The organism is Actinacidiphila bryophytorum (assembly GCF_016916835.1).
Lineage (GTDB): Bacteria > Actinomycetota > Actinomycetes > Streptomycetales > Streptomycetaceae > Actinacidiphila > Actinacidiphila bryophytorum.
On sequence record NZ_JAFFIX010000011.1, the window covers coordinates 234,519 to 259,005 of the forward strand.

Annotated in this window: 21 protein-coding genes; 10 read left to right on the forward strand and 11 right to left on the reverse strand. The window is 73.9% G+C overall.

Annotated elements, in window-relative coordinates; genetic code table 11:
- Nucleotides 1-454 precede the first annotated feature (454 nt).
- The 3 genes from JT723_RS18725 to JT723_RS18735 all read right to left on the reverse strand — a co-directional run bounded on the left by JT723_RS18725 (nt 455) and on the right by JT723_RS18735 (nt 4,963).
- Nucleotides 455-3,205 carry a penicillin acylase family protein gene (locus JT723_RS18725; protein WP_205045814.1) on the reverse strand — a complete coding sequence of 917 codons (2,751 nt, stop codon included), beginning with the start codon at nt 3,203-3,205 and terminating at the stop codon, nt 455-457.
- A gap of 143 nt (nt 3,206-3,348) precedes the next feature.
- A complete protein-coding gene (locus JT723_RS18730) occupies nt 3,349-4,095 on the reverse strand; it encodes an SAM-dependent methyltransferase (protein WP_205045815.1) in 747 nt (248 codons plus the stop codon).
- A 40-nt stretch (nt 4,096-4,135) separates the two neighbouring features.
- A complete protein-coding gene (locus tag JT723_RS18735) occupies nt 4,136-4,963 on the reverse strand; it encodes a helix-turn-helix transcriptional regulator (protein ID WP_205045816.1) in 828 nt (275 codons plus the stop codon).
- Nucleotides 4,964-5,048: 85 nt separating this feature from the next.
- Here JT723_RS18735 and JT723_RS18740 point away from each other — a divergent pair, with 85 nt between their 5' ends.
- Together JT723_RS18740 and JT723_RS18745 are read left to right on the forward strand one after the other, a co-directional pair.
- Nucleotides 5,049-6,218, forward strand: coding sequence for an LLM class flavin-dependent oxidoreductase (locus tag JT723_RS18740; RefSeq protein ID WP_205045817.1), 1,170 nt, complete (start codon nt 5,049-5,051; stop codon nt 6,216-6,218).
- 66 nt (nt 6,219-6,284) lie between these two features.
- A complete protein-coding gene (locus tag JT723_RS18745) occupies nt 6,285-6,749 on the forward strand; it encodes a MaoC family dehydratase (RefSeq protein WP_205045818.1) in 465 nt (154 codons plus the stop codon).
- A gap of 27 nt (nt 6,750-6,776) precedes the next feature.
- Here the strand turns inward: JT723_RS18745 and JT723_RS18750 are convergent, their stop codons facing one another.
- Nucleotides 6,777-7,394 carry a TetR/AcrR family transcriptional regulator gene (locus tag JT723_RS18750; RefSeq protein WP_205045819.1) on the reverse strand — a complete coding sequence of 206 codons (618 nt, stop codon included), beginning with the start codon at nt 7,392-7,394 and terminating at the stop codon, nt 6,777-6,779.
- A 96-nt stretch (nt 7,395-7,490) separates the two neighbouring features.
- Nucleotides 7,491-8,651 (reverse strand): acyl-CoA dehydrogenase family protein, encoded by a 1,161-nt coding sequence (locus tag JT723_RS18755; RefSeq protein WP_240165803.1) that lies wholly within the window; start codon nt 8,649-8,651, stop codon nt 7,491-7,493.
- Nucleotides 8,652-8,777: 126 nt separating this feature from the next.
- On the opposite strand from JT723_RS18755, the gene JT723_RS18760 reads away from it, so the two are divergent.
- Nucleotides 8,778-9,446, forward strand: a complete 669-nt coding sequence (locus JT723_RS18760; protein WP_205045820.1) for a TetR/AcrR family transcriptional regulator — start codon at nt 8,778-8,780, stop codon at nt 9,444-9,446.
- A gap of 39 nt (nt 9,447-9,485) precedes the next feature.
- Nucleotides 9,486-10,031, forward strand: a complete 546-nt coding sequence (locus tag JT723_RS18765; RefSeq protein WP_205045821.1) for a DUF402 domain-containing protein — start codon at nt 9,486-9,488, stop codon at nt 10,029-10,031.
- A 65-nt stretch (nt 10,032-10,096) separates the two neighbouring features.
- Here the strand turns inward: JT723_RS18765 and JT723_RS18770 are convergent, their stop codons facing one another.
- From JT723_RS18770 to JT723_RS18790, 5 genes are all read right to left on the reverse strand, one after another.
- Nucleotides 10,097-11,179 (reverse strand): Zn-dependent alcohol dehydrogenase, encoded by a 1,083-nt coding sequence (locus tag JT723_RS18770; RefSeq protein ID WP_205045822.1) that lies wholly within the window; start codon nt 11,177-11,179, stop codon nt 10,097-10,099.
- Between the two features lie 65 nt (nt 11,180-11,244).
- Nucleotides 11,245-12,732 (reverse strand): aldehyde dehydrogenase family protein, encoded by a 1,488-nt coding sequence (locus JT723_RS18775; protein ID WP_205045823.1) that lies wholly within the window; start codon nt 12,730-12,732, stop codon nt 11,245-11,247.
- Nucleotides 12,733-12,926: 194 nt separating this feature from the next.
- Nucleotides 12,927-15,167, reverse strand: a complete 2,241-nt coding sequence (locus JT723_RS18780) for a molybdopterin-dependent oxidoreductase (RefSeq protein WP_205045824.1) — start codon at nt 15,165-15,167, stop codon at nt 12,927-12,929.
- 143 nt (nt 15,168-15,310) lie between these two features.
- Nucleotides 15,311-15,937 (reverse strand): TetR/AcrR family transcriptional regulator, encoded by a 627-nt coding sequence (locus JT723_RS18785; protein WP_205045825.1) that lies wholly within the window; start codon nt 15,935-15,937, stop codon nt 15,311-15,313.
- A gap of 5 nt (nt 15,938-15,942) precedes the next feature.
- On the reverse strand, nt 15,943-16,584 hold the full coding sequence (locus tag JT723_RS18790; protein WP_251513820.1) for a TetR/AcrR family transcriptional regulator: 642 nt from the start codon (nt 16,582-16,584) through the stop codon (nt 15,943-15,945).
- Nucleotides 16,585-16,747: 163 nt separating this feature from the next.
- Here JT723_RS18790 and JT723_RS18795 point away from each other — a divergent pair, with 163 nt between their 5' ends.
- The 5 genes from JT723_RS18795 (at nt 16,748) to JT723_RS18815 (ending at nt 22,504) form a co-directional block, all read left to right on the forward strand.
- Nucleotides 16,748-18,181, forward strand: a complete 1,434-nt coding sequence (locus JT723_RS18795) for an MFS transporter (protein ID WP_205045827.1) — start codon at nt 16,748-16,750, stop codon at nt 18,179-18,181.
- Nucleotides 18,178-19,083, forward strand: a complete 906-nt coding sequence (locus JT723_RS35190; RefSeq protein WP_205045828.1) for an SGNH/GDSL hydrolase family protein — start codon at nt 18,178-18,180, stop codon at nt 19,081-19,083. The genes JT723_RS18795 and JT723_RS35190 overlap by 4 nt, the downstream gene beginning before the upstream one ends.
- A gap of 90 nt (nt 19,084-19,173) precedes the next feature.
- A complete protein-coding gene (gene hmgA / locus JT723_RS18805; protein ID WP_205045829.1) occupies nt 19,174-20,481 on the forward strand; it encodes a homogentisate 1,2-dioxygenase in 1,308 nt (435 codons plus the stop codon).
- A 5-nt stretch (nt 20,482-20,486) separates the two neighbouring features.
- Complete coding sequence (locus JT723_RS18810; RefSeq protein ID WP_205045855.1) at nt 20,487-21,236, forward strand: GntR family transcriptional regulator; 750 nt, start codon at nt 20,487-20,489, stop codon at nt 21,234-21,236.
- A gap of 14 nt (nt 21,237-21,250) precedes the next feature.
- On the forward strand, nt 21,251-22,504 hold the full coding sequence (locus JT723_RS18815) for a type ISP restriction/modification enzyme (protein ID WP_205045830.1): 1,254 nt from the start codon (nt 21,251-21,253) through the stop codon (nt 22,502-22,504).
- A gap of 130 nt (nt 22,505-22,634) precedes the next feature.
- Here JT723_RS18815 and JT723_RS18820 read toward each other — a convergent pair whose 3' ends face one another.
- Complete coding sequence (locus JT723_RS18820) at nt 22,635-22,898, reverse strand: hypothetical protein (RefSeq protein ID WP_205045831.1); 264 nt, start codon at nt 22,896-22,898, stop codon at nt 22,635-22,637.
- A gap of 262 nt (nt 22,899-23,160) precedes the next feature.
- Here JT723_RS18820 and JT723_RS18825 point away from each other — a divergent pair, with 262 nt between their 5' ends.
- On the forward strand, nt 23,161-24,381 hold the full coding sequence (locus JT723_RS18825; protein ID WP_205045832.1) for a DUF5925 domain-containing protein: 1,221 nt from the start codon (nt 23,161-23,163) through the stop codon (nt 24,379-24,381).
- Nucleotides 24,382-24,487: the final 106 nt, after the last annotated feature.

Genomic DNA, 24,487 nt, shown 5'->3' on the forward strand with positions numbered 1-24,487 from the left:
CCCCGGTGGCGGGCTGATCGCGCCGTTCCCCGCGCCCCTTGAGGTCCTGCCCCTTGCGGTGGGCGGTCACCTTCCCCGCCGCGGTGGCTTGTCGCGCAGTTCCCCGCGCCCCCAGGGGGTTGCCACTTGCGGCGCGCTCGCACCTTTCGGTGCGTCGTGATGGGGCGCGCAGTTCCCCGCGCCCCTGGTGGGCGCCCCCGTCCCGCGGGGCGAGCGTTTTTCCTGTGGCTGCGTCTGCCTGCGAGGGTGAGCGTTTTTCAGGGGCGCGGGGAACTGCGCGCCCAGCCCGAACGGGCGGAAAGAAGGCAACGCCACCGCAAGTGGCACCCACCCAGGGGCGCGGGGAACTGCACGCGCAACCCCCGACCGGGGGAAGGCGATCGCCCACCGCAAGGGGCAATCACCGGCCCCCGGGCGGGGGAAAGTCGGGGGGACGCCCACCCCCGGCCGCGGGTCAGCGGTGGGTGGGGAATTCGACGACCTGCTGGTAGGTCGGACGGTTCTGCCAGCTGATGCGGTCGTCCGTGACACCGCCCAGCGGACGCTGGACGATCGAATCGGCGCACCACTGGTCGCCGGCCCCGCACCCGTCGTCACCCGGGTACACGGAAGCCGCCGGCACGGCAGCCGCCTGCTTCAGCGTGCTGAGCAGCACGTCCCGGCACGCGGCCTTCTCCCCGCCGCCGCAGTACGCACGGGCCAGCGGCCCGGCAACCGGCGCACCGAGGACCTGGCGTATGTCCTTGTCGACATAGCTCCACCAGCCGTACTGGAACGCACTGCCCGCGTGCGACCCGGTCGGCCCGTGCCCGGCGGAGGGCGACTCGTCGACCGTGAGGTCGGCGGTGAGCGCCGTGTAGAGGCCGCCGCCCAGGCCCGGCTGGAATTCGCCCTGCACGAGCAGCGGCCACCACGCGTCCATGACGCGGACCGCGTCGGCGTTCGCGTACGTGTGGGATCCCGCCGACGTCTCGTGGCGTTTGGCGCCCGCCGCGCTCCATGCGGTCAGCTGCTGCACGGCCGCGGCTTCCTGCGGGTCGGTGACGGGTGCGCTGTTGATGACCTGGAGCAGCTCGGGCAGCACGTCCTCGCCGCGCAGGTCGGTGAGTGCGGCGTCGTCCATGGCCTTGACGAGCGCGGAGCGCGTGACACCGCCGGTGTGGACCAGGGCCTTGACGCGGTCGTCGAGCAGGTCGGCGCGGTGGACGGCACCGTTGCCGAAGCCCGCCGAGGTGTACCCGGGGGCCTGCTTGTTGTTCCACGAGACGTAGTAGTCCTGGTCGACGGACTGCGGGTGCTGCGAAGGCGGCGTGTAGGACGCGGTGTTGGTCGCCGGGTCCCAGCCGCGCCAGTCGTACGCGGACTGCGCCCAGACCGGGAAGGACGCGTCGACACCGTCCGCCCGCACCGGGTTGGTTCCGCTGTTGTAGTACGCGGTCTGCCGCGAGTCGGCGTAGAACCAGTTGAAGGTGTAGTTGATGTCCTGCGCCGCCCGCTGGAAGGACGCCGCGTCATGGACGAAGCCGGGGTCGTTGAGTTCCTGGAAGCCCAGGATCGAGTCGGCCTCGTGGCGGTAGGAGCTGCGCAGCTGCGTATATGCGACGGCTTTGCCGCCGACGGTGGCGCGGTATTCGACCGGGCCGTACGCGGTCCGCCATATCTGCATGCGGTAGGAGCCCGCGGCGGTGGAGTCGGCCAGCGTCGGCTTCCAGGAGTTGGTGCGTTCCAGCTTCTCCATGGCGACGCACTGGCCGTGGAAGAGGTAGTGCGTGGCGTCCTGGCACAGTTCGACGGCGTAGGTGTCGGTGACGTCCTGGGAGGCCGACGTGGCGCTCCAGGCGTAGTCCTGGCCGCGGCCCAGTTCGACGTACATCCCCAGGCCCGCGAAGGAGGCGCCGCGGGCGCTGATGCCGGGGCCCTGCAGCTCCTGGAGCATCAGCAGCTGCGGTGCGAAGTAGCCGGTCTGCGGGCCGAACACGGCGACCGGGTGGCCGCCGGCGGTGTGGGCGCCGCTGACGACGAGGGCGTTGGACATGCCCTTCTTGGTGGAGAAGAGGTTGCCCGGCAGCACACCGGGGCTGGCGGTGGTGGCCTGTGTGGCGCCGCCGGTGGCGTCGTAGACCAGCGGCTCGGGGACGACGGACCCGGCGTCGGGCAGCGCCTCGCCCTGGGCGGCGGCGGGCTTGCCCGCGTAGGGGAAGCTGGTGCCGTCGTGGACGGTGGCGGTGGCCTCGGGGTCGTCGCGTTCGCGGAAGGACTCCCAGACCTTGGTGCCCTCGGTGACGCCGTACTGCTGCTGCGCGGCCAGCAGCGAGAGCGCCGACTGCACCTCGCCGCCACCACCGGTGCCGAAGAGCGCGCCGACGACCGAGGCGAGGGCGATCAGGTCGGTGAGCTTGAACGGGTCGATGGTGCCGGCGTTGGTGATGGCGTCCACGTGCCCGGTGAGCACGTATTCGCCGGGGAAGTACCGGCCGTTCTTCGACGCGGTGATGTACGCGTTGATCCCGTCGACGTACGCCTGCGCGTCGGCGAGCGCCTGCTGGCCGCGCGCGCCGCTGGAGTTGGCGAGCTGGTCGATCTGCGCCTGCAGGTCGGCCTCTGTGTAGGGTGCCTGCTTCCAGAACTCCTGCTCCAGGCCGCGGTTCGCGGCGGCGCCGCCGGCGAAGGAGGAGAGTTCGCCGCGGCCGACGTGCCGGAAGAGGTCCATCAGCCACAGCCGGTCCTGCGCGGCCGCGTATCCGGCGCCGAACTCGGTGCCCTGCCGGGTGGTGCCCTTGATGTGCGGCACGCCGGTCTTCTTGTCCCGGGTGATGGTCACGTCGGACCGCGGGCTGGAGACGGAGGCGACCTGGTCCTGCGGCACGCCGAAGGACGAGTCGTTGAAGAAGGAGGTGATCGTGGCGTCGGTGAGGTTCTGGTAGCCGTTCGCCAGGTCGGCGTAGGGGCCGAGCTGGTCCATGGTGTGCGCGGGCCTGGTGCCGAACGCCTTGTTCGCCAGGATGTCGGCAAGGGTGGCGTTGCCGTTCTCGCCCGGCGGCAGGATGTCGGCGCACTGCCCTGCGCAGTAGTCGCCCGCGTCTGCGGCGTGCGCTGCCAGTGGCACCGGGGCCACCAGGGTCGCCGCGAGCGCCAGCAGGGCGCCTGCGGTGGCCGTTCTCAGCGTGCCGATCCTGCCGATCCGTCGTGGGGTCCGTAGCGGCATGTCTGCTCCTTCCGGAAGCCGGTGCGCGGAGGTTACCGCCGGTACGCCGACCCCGGAAGATGAACATGCGTCAGGTTTTCGTATTCCTCACAACTCGGCTCGTTCCGGCTGCCGGACCGCGAGCCGGGGCGGCGGGCCGGGTCTCAGCCCGCCGCGCGCAGCACGAACACGCCCCAGCCGACATACCGGCGGTTCCACTCCAGGTGGGCACGCCTGGCATGGTCCAGGAACTCGCGCATGTCGGCCGCGTCCGGGTGGTCGGCCGGGGTGTCGCGCAGCCAGTCCGCGATGGCGAACCACTGCTCGGCCGCGTAGCGGTCCCAGCTGTCGCCGTCGGCGAGCACCATCTCCAGCAGGTCCATGCCCGCCGCCTCGAAGCGGTCGAGCGTGCCGACCAGCGAGGTGAAGTCGTCGGGCTCCGCCCCCATCGCCTCCAGCGCGCCCTCGGGGGCGGGCTCGGTCCAGTACGGCTCCCCGACCAGCATCAGCCCGCCCGGGCGCAGGGCGGGGCGCAGCAGCTCGATCGTCCCCGCCAGGCCACCGCCGATCCAGGTGGCCCCGATGCAGGACACCACGTCGAAGCCGGCGGCCTCCGCCGGGTATTTCGCCGCGTCCCCGCGTTCGAAACTCACCCTTTCGGATACGCCGAGTTCGGCCGCCCGCTCCCGTGCCGCGGTCAGGAAGACCTCGCTGAGGTCGACGCCGACCCCGCCGGTGCCGTGCGCCTGCGCCCACCTGGTGAGCATCTCGCCCTTGCCGCAGGCCAGGTCGAGCTGCCGCTGCCCGGGCTGCAGCCGGCAGATGTCACCGAGCAGCATCAGCTTCTCCTCGGTGATGGGGTTGAGGATGCGGTGCCGGGACTCGGCGATCTCGTGGTGGCGCAGGCTCATACGGCTCCTCTGTCACATGCCCGGCGCTGTCGCCGGTCCGTCAGGCATCCTTGCGCAGCGCGTCCGCCGTCGCGCGGTCGGCCGGCAGGAAGGCCTCCAGTTTCAGCTCGGCAATGGTGACGTCGGCGGCGGTGGCGAAGACCGCGACGGTCGTCATCAGCCGCAGCAGCCCGCGGCTCGCCGAGTCCAGCTCCATCGGCACGGTGAAGCCGAGCAGGGCGTCACCGCCCTGCCCCGCGGCTGCGCCTTGCGCAGCCGGCAGCGGCGGCACATAGCCGGCGAGTTCGTCGTGCAGCGCGGCCAGCCGGTCGTCGGGATTGCGCCGCTGCTCCTCGCGCAGCGCCTCGATGACATGGCGCGCCCACTGCGGGAAGTTGCGGATGCGCGGCGCCATGCCCGCCGGGTGCAGCGCAAGGCGCAGGATGTTCTGCCGGGGTCCCAGCAGCGCCGGGTCCGCGCCCTCGGTCATCACCCCGAAGGCGGAGTTGGCGCCGACCAGGTCGCCGTAGCGGTCCACGACGATCGCCGGGTAGGGCAGGTGCCCGGTCAGGATGTGGTCGAGCGCTTCGAGTGCCGGGGCGAGCGCGGGGTCGGCCAGGTCGCGCTGCGGGTGGACGGGGGCGTATCCGGCGGCCAGCAGCAGGCCGTTGCGCTCGCGCAGCGGCAGGGCGAGCGAGTCGGCGATCCTGGCGACCAGTGCCCGCCCCGGCGCGGACCTGCCGTTCTCGATGAAGCTGATGTGCCGCTGGGTGGTGCCCGCGCGCAGCGCCAGCTCCAGCTGGCTCAGGTGGCGGCGGCTGCGGCTGGCCCGCAGGGCCTGCGGGAAGGGCTGCGCGGCGGCCGGTGCGGGGGTCCGGGTGGCGTTCACCGGTCCTTTCTAACCCGGGGCGCGGGCAGCGGCCATTCCCTGCCGGGAATTGAGGCGACGCCGCCGGCTGCCCACGATCGGCACCATGACAAGCACTTCCGGCACACACTCCGGTACAGGCCCAGCGGCTGGTTCCGGCCCCGGCGCTGGCACAGGCCCCGGCTCTGGACCCGGCTGTGGACCCGGCACGGACTCCGGCTCGGACTCCGGCTCGGGCGGCACCGCGGCCGACACCGTACAGCTGGGTGTCTTCGTCCCCAGCACCAAGGTCCAGTGGAGCGCGCGGACCGACCCCAGGGAGGCGGTCGCCTTCGGCGTGCGCGCCGAGCGCACCGGCTTCGACTCCCTGTGGGCCACCGACTCGCTGCTCACCCCGCGCCTTGAGGCGCTCACCGTGCTGGCCGCACTCGCCGCGGTGACCGACCGCGTCACGCTCGGCACGGGTGCGCTGCTGCCCGCGCTGCGTACTCCCGTGCAGGCCGCGCAGACCATCGCCTCCGTCGACCTGCTGTCCGGCGGGCGGCTGGTGCTGGGCGTCGGCGCCGGTTTCCCCGGCCGCTTCGGGCGGCCGGTGTACGCGATGGCGGGCACCCCCTGGGAGAACCGCTTCACGCGGCTGGACGAGACGGTGGCGCTGTGGCGCCGGCTGTGGACCGCGGAAGGTCCCTTCTCCTTCCACGGCCAGGTGCTGCACTTCGACGACGTGCTGCCTGCCACCCGCCCCTTCCGCCCCGGCGGCCCGCCGATCTGGCTGGGCGGCGCCACTCCGGCCGCACTGGCCCGTACGGGGCGGCTCTACGACGGCTGGCTGCCGTATCCCCCGGACCCGGCCGACTACCGTACGGGGCTGGCCGCGGTCCGGGCCGCCGCGGCGGGCGCGGGCCGTGGGGACGCCCCCATGGCGCCGGCGCTGTTCGTGAACACCCTGGTCACCGACGCGGCGGACGGCGGGCGCGCGGCCCTGGACACGTACGCGAGGGCGAACTACGGGCAGCCGGTGGAGGTGATGGAGACGATCCAGGCGAGCGCGGCCGGCACACCGCAGGCGGTGCTCGAACAGCTGGGCCGCTATGTGGCCGCGGGCGCGCGGCACCTGGTGCTCCGTGTCGCGGCTCCCGACATCCCCGCCCAGCTGGCCCAGCTGGACCGGCTGGTGGCCCTGCGGCCCGCGCTCGACGCCCTGCTCCCGGACACGGTGGACACAGCCGACACCCCCGGCGCGACGGGCGCGGTCGCCGGTGTGCGGCGCCGTTGACAGCCGCGGTCGCCGGAACCATGCTGAGCAAGCGCTTGGAAACCTAGTCCTCCGGAGGCCTTGACCATGTCCCAGCAGCCCCGCGTCTTCGCTTCTCCCGACGAGCTGCGGGCCGCCGTCGGCGAGCAGCTCGGCTGGACGGACTGGCTGGAGATCGACCAGAAGCGCATCGACGCCTTCGCCGAGGCCACCGGCGACCACCAGTGGATCCACGTCGACCCGGAGCGCGCGGCGGAGGGCCCGTTCGGCACGACGATCGCGCACGGCTTCCTGACGCTGTCGCTGATCCCGTCGCTGACCCCGCAGCTCTTCCGGGTCGAAGGGGTGCGAATGGGCGTCAACTACGGCGTCAACAAGGTGCGTTTCCCCGCCCCCGTCCCGGTCGGCTCCCGGCTGCGGGCGACCGCCGTGGTCGCGGAGCTGACCGAGGCGGGCGGCGGGCTGCAGCTGGTCACCCGGGTGACGATCGAGCGCGAGGGCGGCGACAAGCCGGTGTGCGTGGCCGAGACGGTGGCCCGCTTCTACCTCTGACGTCCGGCCGGCACCCGCTGCCGCCGGCTACCGCCGGCCCGCGCCGACCATCCGCAGCACCAGGTCGGCGTAGAGCGCGCCGACCTCGTCGGGCGTACGCCGTCCGGCCGGGTTGAACCAGCGGGCCACGTCGATGCACAGCGACAGCACGGCCAGCGTCGTCCCGGACACCTCGGGCACGTCGAAGTCACCCGCGGCCACGCCGTCGGCGATGATCGTACGGATCGCGTCCTCGCTCTGCCGCCGCAGGACGACGATCTCGGCGTAGTGGTCGGGGGCGAGCGCGCCGAGTTCGTACTGCACCACCCGGCCGGTGGTGTGGTGCTCGGCGTGCCAGCGGACGAAGGCGCGTACCGCGGAGGCCAGCCGGTCGGCCGCGCCGCCCTCCCCGTCCCGCGCCTCGCCGAGCATGGCGAGCGAGCGCAGGTGGCCGACCCGGCTGATCTGGTAGAGCAGCTCTTCCTTGGTCTTGTAGTGGATGTAGAGCGCCGCCGGGCTCATCCCGGCCCTGCCCGCGATGTCCCGGGTCGTGGTGGCGTGGTAGCCGCGCTCGGCGAACGCCTGCACCGCAGCGACCACCAGCCGCCTGGCGGCGTCGGGAGTGATGTCCTCCCACGCCTCGCCGGTTGCCGCCTCCGCACTCATCGCACGCTCCTCTGACCCGGTCTGTTGACAGGGTCACACCCTACCTGGAGGGGTGAGCAAGCGCTTAGAGTCCGGGAGCGGTGCCCCCTCAGGAGCTCAGAAGGCGGACACACCGGTGAGCGTGCGGCCGATCAGCAGCTTGTGGATCTGGCTCGTGCCCTCGTAGAGGGTCATGACCCGGGCGTCCCGCAGCAGCTTGCCGACCGGGTACTCGTCGATGTAGCCGTAGCCGCCGAAGACCTGGAGCGCGTTGTTCGCGCAGCGCACCGCCGCCTCACTGGCGTGCAGCTTGGCCAGCGACGACTCGGTCGCGAACGGCAGCCCGCGGTCGATCAGGTCGGCGACCTGCCAGGTCAGCAGGCGGGCGGCGGACACGTCCACCGCGATGTCGGCGAGCAGCTCCTGCACCAGCTGGTGCCCGGCGATCGGCACCCCGAACTGCTCGCGCTGCCCCGCGTAGCCGACCGCCGCGTCCAGGCACGCCTGCGCGATGCCGACGCACCCGGCGGCCACCGACATCCGGCCCTTGGCAAGCGCCGACATCGCCACCGAGAAGCCCTTGCCCGCGGGGCCGAGCATGCTGTCGGCCGGGACCCTGACGCCGTCGAGGACGATCTCGGCCGTCGCCTGGCCGCGCAGCCCGAGCTTGCCGTGGATGGCCCGCCGGGTCAGGCCGGGCGTGTCGGTCGGCACCAGGAAGGCGCTGACGCCCCGGTGCCCGTCCTGCGCGCTGCCGGTGCGGGCGAAGAGCAGGACGACGTCGGCCCAGGTCCCGTTGGTGATGAAGGTCTTGCCGCCGGTGATGACGTACGTGTCACCTTCGCGTACTGCGCGGGTGGTGAGGTTCGCCGCGTCGGAGCCGGTGCCGGGCTCGGTGAGGCCGAAGCAGCCGAGCGCCTCGCCCGAGGTCAGCCGGGGCAGCCACTCCCGCTTCTGCCGCTCGCTGCCCCAGTGCGCGATCGACTTGGCGACCAGGCCGAGGGACACCGACACGATGCCGCGCACCGAGGAGTCCGCCCGGCCCAGCTCCTCGGTGACCAGGCAGTAGGCGAGGTGGTCGCCGCCGGAGCCGCCGAACTCCTCACCGATGGTCAGGCCGAGGAAGCCGACCGCGCCGAGCTTCTTGACGACCGCCCGGTCCACGGCCTCGGCGCGGTCCCACCCCGCCGCGTGCGGTGCGATCTCGCGGTCGGCGAAGTCTCTGGCCAGCGCCTTGATGTCGGCCTGCTCCGGGGACAGCCCGAACGTCACTGCCATGTCAGCCACCCCTCGTCCGCGCGTGCTCGCACGTCTCGTACGTGCCTCGTACGTGTCTCGTATGCGCCTCGTACGTGCCCGAGCCTGGAAACTACCACCGCTAGTTTTCGGTCGGCAGCCCCTACTATGTGCCGCATGGCCCGCCCCCGCAAGCCCCTGCTCAGCCGCGACCGCATCGTGGCGGCGGCACTCGCGCTCGTCGACGCCGAGGGCCTTGCCGCGCTGTCCACCCGGCGGCTGGCGGCCGAACTGGGCGTCAGCGGGCCCTCGCTCTACAACCATTTCGCCACCAAGGACGCGATCCTCGACGCCGTCGCCGACGCGGTGATCGGCAAAGTCGACGTGTCGATGTTCAGCGACGGCAGGGGCTGGCGGCAGGCGCTGCTCGACTGGGGCCGCTCCTACCGAGCCGCCCTGAGCGAGCACCCCCACATCGTGCCCTTCCTCGCCACGGGACCCGGCCTGCGCCCGGCGGGCCTGCGAATGGCCGACGCCGTCTTCGGCGGCATGGTCGACGCCGGCTGGCCCCCCGCCCACGCCACCCGCATCGGCGCCCTGATGCGCTACTTCGTCACCGGCTCCGCCCTCGGCTCCTTCGCCGCGGGCTTCGTCGGCGACGCCACCGCCTACGACCCCGCCGACTACCCGCACCTGGGCCAGGCCCACCTGCTGGCCCAGAACCGCGACCGCGTCGACGAGGGCGCCTTCGAGACGGGGCTGCGCGCCCTGCTCGACGGCCTGGCACTCCAGTACGCGGACGCGCGGACGGACACGCGGGCACACGGGCAGAGCTGACGCGCCTTGCGGGCGGGCGGCGGCTGGCAGGATGGCGGCATGGCGATACCGGGACCAGGGGCGGCGGGAGCCGGGCCCGTACAGGTCGACTACCGCAAATACGACGGGGCTCTGCACTGGAACCTGCGCATGCGGCGGCTCGGCGAGGACGAGCACGGGGTCTGGCTGGGGCTTCCGGCGGGCGGCGTGACGCGCAAGGGGCACAACCCCGCGGTGGAACTGCCCGAGGCTCATGTGCTGCTCTTCCCGCGCGCGGCATGGTGGACGGCGACCTTCAACGCGGCGCCGCGCAGCACCGAGATCTACTGCGACGTCACCACGCCGCCGCAGTGGCCCGCGCCGGACCAGGTCACCATGGTCGACCTCGACCTCGACGTGCTGCTCAGGCGCTCCGCGCCCGGTCCCGTCCTGGTGGACGAGGACGAGTTCGCCGAGCACCGGGTCCGGTACGGCTACCCGGCCGACGTGGTGTCGGCGGCGCAGGAGTCGGCGGACTGGCTGATGGAGGAGATGGCCGCGGCCCGGGGACCCTTCTGCGGGGTCCACCGGGAGTGGCTGGGCATGGTGGACGGCAGGGGCGCGTAGGCCGGGCCGCTGCGGGGCGGGGCGGCCGGCGCCGGGCGGCGGAAGCGAGCGGGGCGGCGGGGCGCTCAGAAGACGACGAGCGCCCTGCCGCCTCGGCCCGCGGTCATCGCCTCGAACGCGGCCGGGATGCCGTCGAGGCCGATGTGCTCGGTGACCATCCCTGACAGGTCGAGACGGCCCTCGCGTACGTGCCCGGCGAGGACGGGGAGATCCTGCGCCGGGTCGCAGTTGCCGTACACGCATCCTGACAACGTCCGGCCGAAGTAGAACAGTTCCAGCGCGGAGAAGGTGACTTTCTGGTCCTGGCCGCCGATGCCGACGACGGTCGTACGCCCGCCGCGCCGCGTCGAGGACCAGGCGGTGCGGATCGTGTCGGCCCGGCCCACGCACTCGATGGCGACGTCGGCGCCGTGCCCGCCGGTGAGCCGGCGGACCTGCTTCGCGGTGTCCTCGCCCGCGACGACGAAGTCGGTGGCGCCCGCTGCCCTGGCCAGCTCCTCCTTGCCGGCGGCGACGTCGACGGCGACGACACGCCCGGCGCCCGCGATCCTGGCCGACTGCAGCACCGCCAGGCCCACCCCGCCGGCTCCGTAGACGGCGACCGACTCGCCGGGGCGTACCGCGGCGGCATGGTGGACCGCCCCGTAGCCGGTGAGGACGGCGCAGCCGAGCAGGGCGGCGTCGGTGAGCGGCACACCCTCGGGCAGCGGCAGGACCGCGGCGGCGGCCACCACGGTCTCCTCGGCGAAGACGGCGGTGCCCAGGCCCGGGTGGAGCGCGCTCCCGTCGGCGGCGAGGGACGCGTAGGGCGTGGCCGCGGCATTGCCCGAGTTGGCGCACAGCCACACCTCGCCGAGCCCGCAGAAGTGGCAGCTGCCGCATGCGGGCGCCCAGTTCAGCACCACCTTGTCGCCGGGTGCCACATGGCCGACGCCCTCGCCGACGGCCACGACCGTGCCGGCGCCCTCGTGGCCGAGCACCGCGGGAACGGGCTGGCGCAGGGTGCCATTGGACAGCGAGAGGTCGGAGTGGCAGACGCCGGCGGCGGCGAGCCGTACCCGCACCTGGCCGGGGCCGGGCTCGGGCAGGTCGATCTCGGCGACGACCAGCGGGGCGTTGACGGCTGGCAGGACGGCTGCGCGGACCACGGGGTCTCCTGATCGGTTCGGCTGTGTGTCGGCAGGGCGGTTCGTCGGGGGGTGGTTTGCGCGACTCAGAACTGCAGCGACTTGGTCTGGAGGTATTCGGCCAGGCCGTGCGCGCCCAGTTCGCGGCCCACCCCTGACTGCTTGTAGCCGCCGAAGGGCGCGAGCGGGTTGAAGCGGCCGCCGTTGATGTCCACCTGGCCGGTGTCCATCCTGCGGGCGAAGGCGACGGCGGACTCCTCGTCGGCGCCCCACACCGCGCCGGCCAGCCCGTAGACCGTGCCGTTGGCGATCCGCAGCGCGTCCTCCTCGTCCTCGTAGCGGATCATGACGACCACCGGGCCGAAGATCTCCTCCTGGGCGATGGCCATGTCGGGCTGCACGTCGGCGAAGACGGTGGGGCGTACGTAGTAGCCGGTCGCCATGCCCTCCGGCGCGTCGGGGCCGCCGGCCACGACCCTGGCGCCCTCCTCCTGCCCGCGCCGGATGTAGCCGCGCACCCGGTCGCGCTGCTTGGCGTTGACGACCGGGCCGAGCCGGTCGCCCGGCACGTACTTCGCCGTGGCGGCCGCGGCGATGGCGACGGCCTCGTCATAGCGCTCGGCGTCGACCAGCATGCGGGTCCAGGCGCTGCATGTCTGGCCGGAGTTGGCGAAGACGTTGGCCAGGCCGACGTTGACGGCGCGGGCCAGGTCGGCGCCCGGGAGGATCACGTTCGCCGACTTGCCGCCCAGTTCGAGGGCCACGCGCTTGACGGCCGCGCCCGCCGTCGCACCGATCTGCCGCCCGACGGCCGTCGAGCCGGTGAAGGACACCAGGTCCACGCCCGGGTGTTCGGCGAGCGCCTGCCCCGCGACCGGACCGAGCCCGGTGACCAGGTTGAAGACACCGGCGGGCAGCCCGGCCGCCGCCAGGACGTCGGCGAAGAGCTGGGCCACCAGCGGGGTGTCCTCGGCGGGCTTGAGCACCACGGTGCAGCCTGCGGCGAGTGCGGGGGCGACCTTGGCGACGATCTGGTGCAGCGGGTAGTTCCACGGCGTGATGGCGCCCACCACACCGACCGGCTCCTGCAGCACGCGGGAGTTGCCGACCCGCTCCTCGAAGGGGTGGGACGCGGCCAGTTCCGCGTAGGAGGCCAGCACGGCGGTGGGCAGGCCGGCGTGCACTGCGGCGGCGAAGGCGGGCGGGGCGCCCAGCTCGGCCGACACCGTGGCGGCGACCTCCTCACGGCGGGCGGCGAGCAGGTCGCGTGCCGCGGCCAGGACCGCGGCACGGTCGGCGGGCGCGGTGGCCGCCCAGCCGGGCAGTGCGGCGCGGGCGACGCGTACGGCGGTGTCCACGTCGAGCGCGGTGCCGGCCGGCACCGTTCCGATGACCTGCTCGGTGGCCGGGTCGATGACGTCGATCGTGCCGTCGCCGGCCGCGGGGACCCACTGGCCGCCGATGAAGAGCGCCTGGTGGCCGCGGTGGATCGCACCGCCGCTCCCCGGGGCCGGGTCCCTGTTGTCCGTACCGTCCGCCCCGTCCGCCCTGCCCGTGCCGCCGCCGTCAGCCATGCCGTCCACCTGCCGCCTTCCGAGTCGCCACTGCGTCCGACGCCCAAACTAGCGCCGATAGTTTTACGTCGCCAGGGTCCGTCGCGTGCCCTGGGTCACCCGCGGGCCTCGCCCGTACCGGAAACCGCTGCCAGGCGCAGCCGGTCGCCGCGCGGTAAGGCGCAGCCGTAGACGCCGCCCGACATGCCGGGCCGTCAGCCGGCCGGCTCCACCTGTATCGGGAAGCCGTTGAGCACGGCGGTGCCAGACAGCGGGTCGAGGCGGCTGCCGTCGAGCAGCTGGTTGACGTTGGCGCCGGGCTCGCGGGACGCGGCGGTCAGCCGGGTGCCGCTGCGGTCGTGGCCCCACCCGTGGGGCAGCGACACCACACCGCGGCGCAAGGTGGCGGCGATCTCCACCGGCGCGGTGATCTCGCCGCCGTCGCCCTTGATGCGGGCCTGCGCCCCGTCCGCCAGGCCCAGCCGGGCGGCGTCCTCGGGGTGCATCTGCAGGGTGCAGCGGTTGCTGCCGCCGGTCAGGACCGGCACATTGTGCATCCAGCTGTTGTTGGACCGCAGATGGCGGCGCCCGATCAGGACCAGCGACTGCCGGTCGCCGCCCTCGGCCACCGCCGCCCGCAGCCGCGGTACGTCGGCGGCCAGTGCCGGCGCGGCCAGCTCGACGGTGCCGGAGGCGGTGCGCAGTACGGCGGGCAGCCGGGGCTCCAGCGGCCCCAGGTCGATGCCGTGCGGCCGGTCGAGGAGCCCGGCCAGGGTGAGGCCGTCGGGGCGCGCCCCGAAGCCGTCGCCGTACGGGCCGAGCCGCAGCATCATGTCCAGCCGCCGTTCGTAGCCGGTGCGCCCGCCGAGCCGCGCGGCCAGGTCGGCGGCGTCCCTGCCGTGGACCGGGGAGTGCGGGTCGGCGGTCTCCGAGCCGAACCGCCGCGCCACGGCCTGGTCGTCGACCAGGGCGGGGTCGGCGTCGGGCCCGCCCTGACCGAGGACGGCGAGGATCAGCCGCGCGAGGATCTCCGGCTCGTCCGGCGTGCCGGCGGCGAGCGGCACGGCGGGCGGGCTGTAGCGGACGGTGTTGCGTACCGCGAGGGTGCTGAAGGCGAAGTCGTAGTGCGCGCTGCGGGCGGGCGGGGGCGGCGGCAGGACGACATGGGCGTGCCGCGACGTCTCGTTGAGGTAGGGGTCGACGCTGACCATGAAGTCGAGCCCGGCCAGGGCGCGGTCGGTGCGCAGCCCGTCGGGCGCGGAGAGCACCGGGTTGGCGGCCACGACGACCAGCGCGCGCAGCCGGCCCTCCCCCGGTGTGTCGATCTCCTCGGCAAGGGCGGCGGCGGGCAGTTCGCCCTTGACCTCGGGGTGGCCCGACACCCGGCTGCGCCAGCGCCCGGTCGTGAAGCCCTTGCCGGGGCGCGGCGGCCTGGGCGCCCTTGCGGTGGCCGACAGCGGGAACATGGCGCCGCCCGGCCGGTCCAGATTCCCGGTCAGCGCGTTGAGCACGTCCACCAGCCAGCTGGCCAGGGTGCCGAACTCGACGGCCGTACTGCCGAGCCGCCCGTAGACCGCGGCCCTCTCGGCGGCGGCCAGCTCCCGCGCCAGGGTGCGGATGTCCTCGGCGGGGACGTCGCAATAGGCGGCGACCGCCTCGGGCGTGAAGTCCTCCGCAAGGACGCGGACTTCCGCCGCTCCGCTCAGGTGCGGCGCGAGGGCCTCGCCGGGGTCGGCGAGGCCCTCGGCGAAGAGGACGTGCACCATGGCGAAGAGCAGCGCCGCATCGGTGCCGGGCCTGGGCGCCACATGGCGGTCGGCGGCCTCCGCGGTCCTGGTGCGGTTGGGGTCGACCACGGTGAGCCGGCCGCCGCGCCGCCGCAGCGCCTTGAGCTTGCCGGGGAAGTCCGCAGCGGTGGCCAGGCTGCCGTTGGAGACCAGCGGGTTGGCGCCGATCAGCACCAGGTGGTCGGTGCGGTCGAGGTCGGGCACCGGGATCGCGTTGGGGTCGCCGAAGAGGAAGCCGCAGCTGACGTGCTTGGGCATCTGGTCCAGGGTGCTGGCGGTGAAGACGCTGCGGGTGCGCAGCGCCGCGACCAGCTGCGCCGGGTAGAGGCCGCCGGCCATGGTGTGGACGTTGGGATTGCCCAGGACCACGCCGACGGCCTCGCCGCCGTGCTCCGCGGTGACGGCCCCGATGCCTGCCGCGACCGCGGCGAAGGCCTCGGCCCAGCTCGCCTCGGCCAGGCGGCCGTCCTTGCGCACCAGCGGCCGGGTGAGCCGGTCGGGGTCGGTGTCGAGCGCGCCGAAGGAGGCGCCCTTCGGGCAGACGAAGCCGGCGCTGAAGACGTCGTCGCGGTCGCCGCGGGCGTGCGTGACCCGCTCCTGGTCGATGGTCAGCACGAGGCCGCAGGTGGCCTCGCACAGCGGGCAGATGCGCAGAGCGGTACGGGTCATCGGTGACTCCCCCTGGACGGCGGCGGCACTGGCGCGCGTTCGTCCTCGACACTACCGATCGGTACGGACAACGACACTACTCGGCGGTACTGACATCGCCCCTGCTCGTGCGATCCGCCGCCGGGTGCCGGTGGGCCGGGGCGTCAGTCCAACACCGTGGCGAGGTAGGCCAGGACCAGCTGCTTGGTCTCGGCGACGACCCGGGGGTCGCCGTCCGGGTCGGTGCGGAAGGCGAGTCGGAGCCCCGCGTCGGCGGCCTCGACCGCGACCACCAGGGCGAGCCGCAGCCGCGGCTGCGCCGGGTCGGCGGTGAGCCGGTCGCCGAGCAGCGCGGGCAGCCGCTCGGCGAGGTCGTCGTTGCTCTCGCCCGGCACGCCGAAGTCCAGCAGCGCGAAGCCGGGGGCCGTGCGCTTCATCGCGGTGTACTCGTCCACCAGCACCTCGACGGCCGCCCGCCACCCGGCCGCGGTGCCGGGCTGCGCCAGCCGCGCCGCGGTCCGGTCGAGGAAGTCGTCCAGATTGCGGTGGGCGAGCGCGTCGGCCATGGCGCGTTTGTCTGCGAAGAAGCGGTAGACCGAGCCGATCGGCACACCGGCGCGGGTGGCGACCGCCCTGGTGCTGAGCCGTTCGTAGCCGGCCTCGTCGAGCAGTTGGGCGCAGGCGTCGAGGATCCGCTCCAGGCGCTCGGTGCTGCGCCGCTGCACGGGGGCGCGGCGCAGCAGCCCGCCGTCGGCGCCCGTAGCGCCGGCCGCGCCCGCGGCACCCGCCATCCGGCTCAGCTCCCGGCGGCGAGCGCGTCGAAGAGCCTGCGCAGGTCGGTGAGCACCTCGTCCAGCGCGGCCTGCGGGTCGGGCGCCCTGACGACGGCCATGGCGCTCTCGCTCAGGCCGCCGTAGAGCATCGAGGTCAGCGGGTCGGCGGGGCGGTCGGGGATGGCGCCCTTCCTGATGGCCCGGGCGATGCCCTTCTGCGTCAGCTCGCGGCAGTTGACGCCCAGGTCGCGCATCGCCTCCCAGCCGAGCGCGCCGGGCGCGTCGAAGAGGGTGATCCGCTGGACCTCGGGGTCGAGCGAGGCCTCCAGGTAGGCCCGGCACCCCTCGAAGACCGCTTGCCACGGGTCGGCGGCGGCCGCCCGGTAGGCGCCGGTGATCCGGGCGGCGAGGCGCTCCTGCTCGCGCGTGTAGACGGCGCTGAAGAGCTGCTTCTTGCCGGCGAAGTGGTGGTAGAGCGCGCCCTTGGTCACACCGGCCCGCTCGCAGACCGCGTCCAGGGACGTGGCGGCGTAGCCGGCGCTCGCGAAGAGGGCGCGGGCGGCGGTCAGCAGGTCCTCGACGGTCGCGTCGGAGCGCTCCCGCTGCGTCGGGCGTACGCGCGGCTGCCGTCCGACGCCTTCCGCCGCCGTATGCGCTGTCGCCACGGCCACCCTCCTGTCACCTGGGCGCCGCTGCCGGCGCCGCCCTGCCCCCGCTCCCGTCGGTCCGCTGCCCACCCTAGCCAAAGGCGGTGCTTGACACTCACATACCTTCGGTATGTATGTTTCATACCACCAGTATGTTTCTGTCGCCAAGACAAGGACCGCCATGTCCTCACCCACGTCCACCTCCGCCGCGCCGCCTGACGCGGGCCGGCCGTCACCCGGCGCCGCCGGCGTACGCCCCGGCCTGGTTCTGCTGCTCAGCGCGGGCGCGACCTTCATCGCCTTCCTCGACACCACCGTCGTCAACGTCGCCTTCCCCGACCTGGCGCGGAGCTTCCCCGCCGACCGGGTCTCCGACCTGTCCTGGGTCGTCAGCAGCTACGCGGTGCTGTTCGCCGCCCTGCTCACCCCCGCGGGCCGCATCGCCGACACCTTCGGGCGCAAGCGGCTCTTCCTGTCCTCGCTCGCCGGCTTCACCCTCACCTCGGCGCTGTGCGCATGCGCGCCCGACCTCCCCTGGCTGATCACCGCCCGCGCCTTGCAGGGCGCGACCGCGGCGGGCATGATCCCGGCCGCGCTCGGCCTGCTGCTGGCCACGACCCCGCCGCAGCGGCTCCCCGCGGCAATAGGCGCCTGGGGTGCGGCCGGTTCGCTGGCCACCGCGGCGGGTCCCGCGCTCGGCGGCATCCTGGTCGACGCCTTCGGCTGGCGCGCGGTCTTCCTGATCAACGTGCCGGTCGGCGCCGCCCTGGTGCTCGCCGGAGTACGCGGCCTGCCCGAGCGCAGCGGAGCGCAGCGGCAACTCCCCGACCCGCTCGGCACCCTGGCGGTCACCGCGGGCATCGCCCTGCTGGTGCTGGGACTCACCAAGGGCAGCGACTGGGGATGGGCCGAGGCGGCCACCGTGGGGTGCGTGGCGGGCGGGGCGGCCCTGATCGCCGTCGCCCTGCTGCGTTCCGCCCGCCATGCCGCGCCCGCGGTGGAGACAGCGCTCTTCCGCAACCGCACCTTCACCGTGGCCTCGGTCGCCGCGGCCTTCACCGGCGCCGCGCTCTTCGGGTGGCTGCTGAGCAGCCCGCTGTTCCTGACCACGGTCTGGCACTACTCGGTGCTCAAGGCCGGCTTCGCCGTCACCCCTGGTGCGCTGACCTCGGCCGTCGCCGCCGTCGCGGTGGGCAAGCGGGCCAAGCCGCAACCAACTGCCCGCGGTGGTCGGGGTGTCCATGGCCGCGTTCGCCGCCGTGAGCGTGTGGGCCTTCGCGGACCTGGGTTCCGACACCCGCTTCCTGTCGCTGTGGCTGCCCATGGGCCTGATCGGCGGCGCGTCCTTCGGCGCCGCACTGACGGCGCTGTCGACCGCCGCCGCCAGGTCCCTGCCGCCGCAGCAGTTCGCCTCGGGCGTCGGCATGACCACCACCGCCCGGCAGTTGGGCGGCTCGCTGGGCGTGGCGGCCACCGCGTCGGTGCTCGCCGCGCACGGGGTCGCCGGGCCGCAGGCGTACCGCGACGTCTTCCTGACCTGCGGCCTGGTGGCCGCGGTCGCCGCACTGGCGGGCCTGGCCATGGCCCGCACCCTGGTGAAGGAGTCCTGACGTGATCCACGAGTCGAGCACGCAGCCGCGGCCGGCCGACGAGGCCGACCGGGACACCGCCGACCAGGCACCCGCAAGGCAGGCCCTCGCAGGCCGCGCCACCGCCGACCGGGCCACCGCGGACCAGGCACCCGCAGGCCAGGCACCCGCAGGCCGCGCCACCGCCGACCGGGCCACCGCGGACCAGGCGCCCGCAGGCCAGGCACCCGCAGGCCGGGCGCCCGCAGGCCGGGCCGCCGCGTATCCCGCGGAGGCGGCCGACCCGCACTGCCTGGCGGAAAGCGAGGGCGAGCAGCTGCTGCGAGGCGCGCCCTGGCAGCGCTTCGCCGTGGTGGGCGACAGCCTCGCCGAGGGCCTGGGTGACCCGCTGCCCGGCTACCGCACGGCGTCCTGGGCGGACCGCACCGCGGAGGCGCTGCACAGCGCGGTGCCCGGCACCGTCTACGCGAACCTCGGCCGGCGCGGCCTGACCACCGCCCAGGTCCGCGCGGAACAGGCGGACCGGGCGGCGGCCTTCGCACCCGACCTGGTCGCGGTGGTCTGCGGCGGCAACGACCTGCTGCTGCCTGGCTTCTCCCCCGCCGCGGTCGCCCGCGAGATGGACCTGCTCTTCGGCCGCCTCGCCGCCCCCGGCAGCACGCTCTTCGCCTTCGCGCTGGCGAACGTGGCCGCCGCGGTGCCGGAACTGCGCGGCGGGCCGCTGGAGGAGGGCGTCGCCCTGCTCAACGGCATCGTCCGCGAGACCGCGCAGCGGCACGGGGCGGTGCTGGTCGAGATGTACGACCACCCCGCGGTCGGCGACCGCGACCTGTACTCGGCCGACCTCGTGCACGCCACCGCGCGCGGCCACGCGGTGATCGCGGCGGCCACGATACGAGCGCTGAGCAGGCAGATCACGGCCGGTTGAGCAGGTTGTCCACAGGCCGCAGGCGGGGGTTGCCGTCCTGATTCCTATGGTTCAGCATAGGAATCAGGACGACGACGCGGGGAGCGGATCATGGACATCGGCCTGGACGGCAAAGACCTCGACTACATGGCGGGATTCGGGAACGAGCACAGCAGCGAAGCGGTGCCGGGCGCGCTGCCGGTGGGGCGCAACTCACCGCAGCGCGCCCCCTTCGGGCTGTATGCCGAGCAGTTGAGCGGCACCGCCTTCACCGAACCGCGCGCGCACAACCGGCGCAGCTGGCTCTACCGGATCCGCCCGTCCGCCGCGCACCCCCCTTACCACCGGGTGCCGAACGGGTCGCTGCGCAGCGGCCCCTTCCTGGACGTGGAGCCCGACCCCAACCGGCTGCGCTGGAGCCCGCTGCCGCTGCCCGAGGAGCCGACCGACTTCGTGCAGGGCCTGGTCACCGTCGGCGGCAACGGCGACGTGCTGCGCCGTGAGGGCATCGGCATCCACTGGTACGCCGCCAACCGCCCCATGCTGCAAAGGGTGTTCTCCTCCGCCGACGGGGAGTTCCTGATCGTGCCGCAGCGGGGCGCGCTGCTGCTGCGGACGGAGCTGGGGGTGCTGCGCGCCGAGCCCGGACATGTCGCGCTGATCCCTCGCGGCGTCCGCTTCCGGGTCGAACTGCCCGACGGCACCGCGCGCGGCTACGTGTGCGAGAACTACGGGCGGCCCTTCCAACTGCCCGAGCTGGGGCCGATCGGCGCCAACGGCCTGGCGAACGCCCGGGACTTCCTGGCCCCGGTCGCCGCCTACGAGGACGGGGACGAGGAGACCGACGTCCTCAACAAGTTCGGCGGCAACCTGTGGTCGGCCCGCTACGACCACTCGCCCCTCGACGTCGTCGCCTGGCACGGCAGCCATGTGCCGTACCTGTACGACCTGCGGCGCTTCAACGTGCTGGGGTCGCTCAGCTACGACCACCCCGACCCGTCGATCTTCACCGTGCTGACCTCGCCGTCCGACACCCCGGGGCTCGCCGGCGCCGACTTCGTGGTCTTCGCCCCGCGCTGGCTGGTCGGCGAGGACACCTTCCGGCCGCCGTACTTCCACCGCAATGTGATGTCGGAGTTCATGGGCCTGATCGAGGGCGCCTACGACGCCAAGGCCGAGGGCTTCGTGCCCGGCGGCGCCTCGCTGCACAACATGATGTCGGCGCACGGCCCCGACCGTACGACCTTCGACCGGGCCAGCACCGCCGAGCTGGCGCCGCAGCGGGTGGACGACGGGCTGGCCTTCATGTTCGAGACCCGCTGGCCGGTCGTGCCCACCGAGTTCGCCCTGGCGGCGGGCCACCGGCAGCAGGCGTATGACGCGGTGTGGGAGGGGCTTGCGAGAAACTTCAGGATGTGACCTCCGTGCCCTCCGCCTTCGCCCCCGACTCGCTGGTCCTGAACCGCAAACTGCCGCTGTGGTACCAGGTCTCGCAGTCGCTGCGCGCCTCGATACTGGGCCGCCGCCCCGACGACCCGCTGCGGCTGCCCACCGAGGACGACCTCGCCGGGCACTACGGCGTGAGCGTGCTCACCATGCGCCAGGCGCTCAAGGAGCTGGAGGAGGAGGGCCTGATATCGCGCCACCGCAGACGCGGCACCTTCATAGAGCCGGCGGCGCTGCGCGGCGCACCGGTCAAGCTGCTCGGGTCGGTCGACGCGATCGTGGCGCAGCAGTCCGGCGGGCGCACCGCGGTCCTCAAGCACGGCCGGGAGACGCTGCCGCCCGAGGTGGCCGAGCACTTCCCCGACCTGGCGGAGGCGGTCGCCTACCGGCGGCTGCGCTGCGACGAGGGCGGCGAACCCACCAACTGGGCAGAGAACTTCGTCCGCCCCGAGCTTGCCGCCCGCATCGACCTGGCCGACCTGGAGCGCTGGCCGATGACCAAGGTGCTGCGCGACGTGCTGGGCGTGCGGATCAGCCGGATCACCGACACCGTGGAGGCCCGGCTGGCGGCCCCGGAGACCGCCCGGCTGCTCCAGGTGCCGCTGCTGAGCCCGATCCTGCACTACACCGGGGTCACCTACGACGAGTCGGGGCGGGCGGTGGACGTGGTGCGGATCCACTACCGGGGCGACCGGTTCTCCTTCACCGTGACGATGGAGGCGCGCTGAGCGGCGTCAGTAGCATGCATGCGGTGAGCGACGACGACGCGCCTTTGCTGCACGACCTGATGCCGTGGTCCGTGCGCCCGCTGCGGATCGGCCGCGGCTGGCCCATGGCACCCGACGCCGCCACGCTGCGGGACCGCTGGGCGCAGCTCACCGCGGCGCCGGAGGAGGCGGAGCGCGCGGCGCTGCTGCAGCCCACCCGGGCGCGCGGGCTGCACAGCCGGGTCGCCCAGCTGCCCGGCCACCGCACCGCGACCACCGCGCTGGCCCGGGAGGAGGGCCGCTGCCCCGAGCCGGTCGAGATCCGGCACGGCCCCTACGACCGGCAGTGGCTGATACCCGATCACCGGCTGATCGACGCCGCACGGCCGGAGTTGTGGCGGGTCCTGGACGAGGAGCAGGTCTTCGCCGTCGAACAGCCCTGGCTGCCGGACCTGGACGAACCGGCCCTGGCCTTCAGCGCGCTGCTGCCCGACGGCAGCGCCCCCGCGGGCCGCCCGGGCCGGATACGGCCGCTGTTCCGGCAGCCCGGCGGCCGGGACCCCAACCTCGCGCCCGGCCTGGCCGATCTGCTGTCGGCGCGGCTGGCCACCGAGGTCAGCGCACGGGAGGTGCTGGCCTGGATCGCCGCGGCGGCCAGGACCGGGCCCGGCGGCTGCGAGGTGCCGCTGCCCGCAGAGCCGGGCGCGTGGAGCCGCGGCCTTGCGCTGGGCGGGCAGCTGCTGTGGCTGCACACCCGCGGCGCCCGCTTCACCGACCCGGCCGCGGGCCGCGGCCCGGGCGGACCGCCGCGGCTGCCGGGCGGCAGCCGCCCCTACGTCAGGGCGCCGCTTCCCGCGGACCCGGCAGGCGAGGATCTGGAGTACGACCGGGAGCAGCGCGAGCTGCGGATCGGCGCGGGCCGGATCTCGCCGGTCTCCCCCGCGGCCTGGGACCGTACCGCCGGCGGGGTGCGGGTGCTCGAAGCGTGGTGGGAGCGGCGGACCGCGCCCGGCGCACCGGGATCGCTGGAGGCGCTGCGGCCGCCCCGCTGGACCCGCTCGACCACCTCGGACCTGCTGGAGGTGGTCAGCGTCCTGACGCTGCTCGCCGACCTGGACGAGGCACGGCAGGCCCTGGCCCGCCGGCTGGCGGACGGCACGGGGCGCACGCTGGGCGCGGCGGCGCTGCGAGCGGCGGGCGTCCTACCGGTGCCGGCGGCCAGGCGCAGGCCGGCGTCCGTACTCGACCACCGTGAAGAGGGACCTGACGGGCAGTTCGCGCTGGTGTGAGGGCAGCGGAACACGAGGGTCCGCGACCGCGGGGGCCGGCCGACTGGGGAGAGGCGGGCAGGCTGGAGCGGCGTCGGGGACCAGGGCGTGCCGAAGCACCACAGGGGGCGGCGCGAACAGCGGAAACCGTTCAGCGGCGGTTGCCGAAGAGCGATCTGCGCAGCCGCCGCAGCGGGGCGAAGAGGGAGACCCTGGCACCGCGGTTCGCCGTGGTGTGGGCGGTGTTGCGCGACGTCAGCTCCCGCAGCAGCACGGTCGCTTCCTCGGTCTCGCGCTGCGGCAGGGCCGGCCCGGCCAGTATGGCCAGATGCCGGTCGAGACGCGCACTGGACGCACCCGTTCCCGCACTGATGGCAGGCACTCGCGGCCTGCCGTGCATCGCTATCTGTTCCATGACTCTCCCCACCCTGACGAGGGCACCCGGCCCGGGCAGGCTAACCCTATCGCCCCGCCGCGTCACGTGCGCATCCCACGTCCGACCCGGATGCCCGATTCACCTTCTTCTCAAGGGTGTTGACGAATTCGTGGCGCTGGAGTCGAACAGTGGCAGAACCGTACTCCTGTTCTGCCACCGCCGCTGACCACGGTCGGCGGCGGCGCGGAGCCGCACCGAAAAACACTGGGCCGAAAGGCCGCGGGTGCCCGATCATGGGCACATGTCCGCGACACCGCGTGAACCGAGGAGGCCAGTGCCGCCCACCGCAGGAGCAGGGACGGGCCGGTCCGCACACCAGCCCGCAGCCCGGGCGGCGAAGCTGCCCGCAGAACAGTCAGTGCCCCTGCCCGCAGCAGCGACCGCACCGCAGCACGCCCTTCCCGTCCATCTGCGGCTGGACGACAGCGACTCGCCCTCCGACGTGGTGGACGCGCTCTTCCTCAGCCGCTTCACCTCCGGCGAGCACCCGTTCGCCCGGGGCGCCTCCCTGGACACCGTCAAGTCCGGGCTCACCCTGCTGCCGCCTGAGGCCACCGTGCTGCGGCAGGCCCGCGACAAGGACCGCAGCGCGACCCTCGCCGAGGGCGAGGGCTGGACGATCCTGGTCTCCCGCTGGAACCGCGGCGCCGACGTCACGGTCGCCGCCGTCACCGACGACCTCGCGGAGCAGGTGCTCAGGTCGTCGGTGGACGACGCGGAGGACGAGCCGGAGCCGCAGCCCGAGAGCGTGACCATGGGCTTCTGGTACGTGTCGCCGCGCCGCGGACCGCACCGCACCACCCGGCAGATCTCCGCCGCCACCTGGGAGGAGCTGCGCGGCAACTACACCGCGCCGGTCGCCGAGGCCATGGACAGCCTGATGAAGCTGAGCGTGGACGACATCGCCGGCCGGCTGCTGCTGCTCCACGGCCCGCCCGGCACCGGCAAGACGTCGGCACTGCGCACCCTGGCGCGCTCCTGGCGTGACTGGTGCCAGGTCGACTGCGTCCTCGACCCCGAGCGGCTGTTCAACGACGTCGGCTACCTGATGGACATCGCGATCGGCGAGGACGACGGCAGCGCGGGCGGGCGCTGGCGGCTGCTGCTCCTGGAGGACTGCGACGAGCTGATCCGCGGTCAGGCCAAGCACCAGACCGGCCAGGCCCTGTCGCGGCTGCTGAACCTCACCGACGGCCTGCTCGGCCAGGGGCGCAACGTGCTGGTGGGCATCACCACCAACGAGGACCTGGAGCGGCTGCACCCCGCGGTGGTACGCCCCGGCCGCTGCCTGGCCAGGATCGAGGTCGGCCCGCTCAGCCGCGAGGAGGCCGTCAGCTGGCTGGGCACGGCGGAGGGCATCGGCCGCGACGGTGCGACGCTGGCCGAGCTGTACGCCCTGCGCCGCGGTACGAACGCCGCGCTGCCGGTGCCCGCCCAGGCCGCCGACGGCCTGTATCTGTGACCATTGGGCCGCCGCGGGCACCAGGAGGCGGGCACTAGGCCGGGTTTTGGAAGTCCCGCCTGCCCCGCGACGCCTGGCACGCACGCTCGCTGCGTTGTCGGAGTCG

Bases quoted from the DNA above. Each gene is read 5' to 3' on its own strand.
- JT723_RS18750 (WP_205045819.1), bottom strand. From the start codon at position 7,394: ATGAGTGCGGAGGCGGCAACCGGCGAGGCGTGGGAGGACATCACTCCC.
- JT723_RS18775 (WP_205045823.1), bottom strand. From the start codon at position 12,732: ATGGCTGACGGCGGCGGCACGGGCAGGGCGGACGGGGCGGACGGTACG.
- JT723_RS18795 (WP_205045827.1), top strand. From the start codon at position 16,748: ATGTCCTCACCCACGTCCACCTCCGCCGCGCCGCCTGACGCGGGCCGG.
- JT723_RS18730 (WP_205045815.1), bottom strand. From the start codon at position 4,095: ATGAGCCTGCGCCACCACGAGATCGCCGAGTCCCGGCACCGCATCCTC.
- JT723_RS18760 (WP_205045820.1), top strand. From the start codon at position 8,778: ATGTGCCGCATGGCCCGCCCCCGCAAGCCCCTGCTCAGCCGCGACCGC.
- JT723_RS18825 (WP_205045832.1), top strand. From the start codon at position 23,161: ATGTCCGCGACACCGCGTGAACCGAGGAGGCCAGTGCCGCCCACCGCA.
- JT723_RS18785 (WP_205045825.1), bottom strand. From the start codon at position 15,937: ATGGCGGGTGCCGCGGGCGCGGCCGGCGCTACGGGCGCCGACGGCGGG.
- JT723_RS18745 (WP_205045818.1), top strand. From the start codon at position 6,285: ATGTCCCAGCAGCCCCGCGTCTTCGCTTCTCCCGACGAGCTGCGGGCC.
- JT723_RS18740 (WP_205045817.1), top strand. From the start codon at position 5,049: ATGACAAGCACTTCCGGCACACACTCCGGTACAGGCCCAGCGGCTGGT.
- JT723_RS18820 (WP_205045831.1), bottom strand. From the start codon at position 22,898: ATGGAACAGATAGCGATGCACGGCAGGCCGCGAGTGCCTGCCATCAGT.
- JT723_RS18780 (WP_205045824.1), bottom strand. From the start codon at position 15,167: ATGACCCGTACCGCTCTGCGCATCTGCCCGCTGTGCGAGGCCACCTGC.
- hmgA (WP_205045829.1), top strand. From the start codon at position 19,174: ATGGACATCGGCCTGGACGGCAAAGACCTCGACTACATGGCGGGATTC.
- JT723_RS18815 (WP_205045830.1), top strand. From the start codon at position 21,251: ATGCATGCGGTGAGCGACGACGACGCGCCTTTGCTGCACGACCTGATG.
- JT723_RS18725 (WP_205045814.1), bottom strand. From the start codon at position 3,205: ATGCCGCTACGGACCCCACGACGGATCGGCAGGATCGGCACGCTGAGA.
- JT723_RS18755 (WP_240165803.1), bottom strand. From the start codon at position 8,651: ATGGCAGTGACGTTCGGGCTGTCCCCGGAGCAGGCCGACATCAAGGCG.
- JT723_RS18765 (WP_205045821.1), top strand. From the start codon at position 9,486: ATGGCGATACCGGGACCAGGGGCGGCGGGAGCCGGGCCCGTACAGGTC.